Genomic DNA, 1,387 nt, shown 5'->3' with positions numbered 1-1,387 from the left:
GCCCGCCTTATGTGGAATCGAGCCGGGCTAGTAGTGCGGCCGATTGCAGAGGAAGCAGCCGTCCCAGAGCGGGAGCGCGCTGAGGACGCGGTGGCGCACGCACGAGGCCATCGCGGCCTCGTCCGGGCCGGGGAAGCCGCGTCCGGCGCTGCTGTCGGCGGGCGGGGTGCAGGACTCCACCATGGTCGTGAAGCGGTGCAGGTAGTCATGCACGCGGGGCGGGTGGTAGCCCAGCTCGCTCCAGCGATGTCCGCTCGCCGCGAGTGCTGTGGCACGCAGCACGAAGTCCTTCGCGCGGGCGCGTTCCCGCTCCGTCGCGCCCCAGTCGAACTCCGCCAGGTCGAACCCGACGGCACCGCGCCCCATGACGTTCTGGTCCTGCAGGGTCAGCAGCGCCGCGAAGCGGAAGTCCCAGTCCTCGGAGGCGAGATCGGACACGGCCGGCATCAGCACGTCGATGAACACCGCGGTGGCGCCATTGGACAGGTCCAGGTCGTGGCTGCCGCCGGAGAAGATGTTGCTCACCGACCTATGATGCGATCCCGGCCCTCCACCTGCTTGGAGAAGACGCATGACGGATGCGAGCACCGGCAAAGTGGTCGTGAACAGGGTGATGTCCCTCGATGGGTTCATCGCCGGTCCCGGCCACACGATGGACTGGATCTTCGAGCACATGACGTCGGCGACGTTCCCGGAGGTCATGGCGGCCACGGGCGCCATGCTCATCGGCCGGGGCACGTACGAGGTCGGCAAGCGCATGTCCGACGAGAACACCGACTACGACGGCGGGGCGCAGTTCGTCCTCACCCACCGCCCGCCCAACGAGCCGGACCCCAACGTCACCTTCCTCACCTGCGACATCGAGGAAGCCGTGGCCACGGCACGCCGCGCCGCCGGCGACAAGAACCTGGAGATCCTCGGCGCCGACGTGGCCGCCCAGTGCCTGCAGCGCGGCCTCGTCGACGAGATCCTGGTGTACGTGCTGCCGGTGCTGCTCGGCGACGGCGTCCGCTTCGCGCCGCCGGGCCTCGACCGGATCGACCTGGAACCGTTCAGCAACGTCCAGTCGGGCGGGGTCACCATGCTGCGCTTCCACGTGCGCAAGTAGGCACGGTCGCAACTACTGGCCTGCTGTCATGGCCCCCATCCCGTGGGGCAAGTTCCCCACTCTCGCTGAACGTCAACTGGCCTGACGGTGGCTGCAGTTCATGGCGAACATCGGTCGGGCTTCCCACACGATCGACGCGTACGGGCGGGCGGTCGAGGACCACCTGCGGTTCTGTGCAGTTGAAGGCACAGAACCCGTACTGGCCGGTGCGGACACGGTTGCCGCCTGGATCGGGGACATGCTCGACCGTCCCCGTCCCCGCCAGCGATCAGCGAAGGC

General features: G+C 68.6%; 2 protein-coding genes. One reads left to right on the top strand and one right to left on the bottom strand.

The window, feature by feature from the left end; all coding sequences use genetic code 11:
* Positions 1 to 27 precede the first annotated feature (27 nt).
* Positions 28 to 525 carry a hypothetical protein gene (locus AC5P09_RS51820; RefSeq protein ID WP_493880611.1) on the bottom strand — a complete coding sequence of 166 codons (498 nt, stop codon included), beginning with the start codon at positions 523 to 525 and terminating at the stop codon, positions 28 to 30.
* Positions 526 to 571: 46 nt separating this feature from the next.
* Here AC5P09_RS51820 and AC5P09_RS51815 point away from each other — a divergent pair, with 46 nt between their 5' ends.
* Positions 572 to 1,108 (top strand): dihydrofolate reductase family protein, encoded by a 537-nt coding sequence (locus tag AC5P09_RS51815; RefSeq protein WP_493880610.1) that lies wholly within the window; start codon positions 572 to 574, stop codon positions 1,106 to 1,108.
* Positions 1,109 to 1,387: the final 279 nt, after the last annotated feature.

The organism is Streptomyces sp. a15 (assembly GCF_059026085.1).
Note: the sequence above shows the minus strand (reverse complement) of the source record. Positions and strands in the feature narration are given on the sequence as shown.

What these genes read in the sequence shown, in the direction of transcription:
- AC5P09_RS51815 (WP_493880610.1), top strand. Translation starts at nt 572, where the DNA reads ATGACGGATGCGAGCACCGGCAAAGTGGTCGTGAACAGGGTGATGTCC.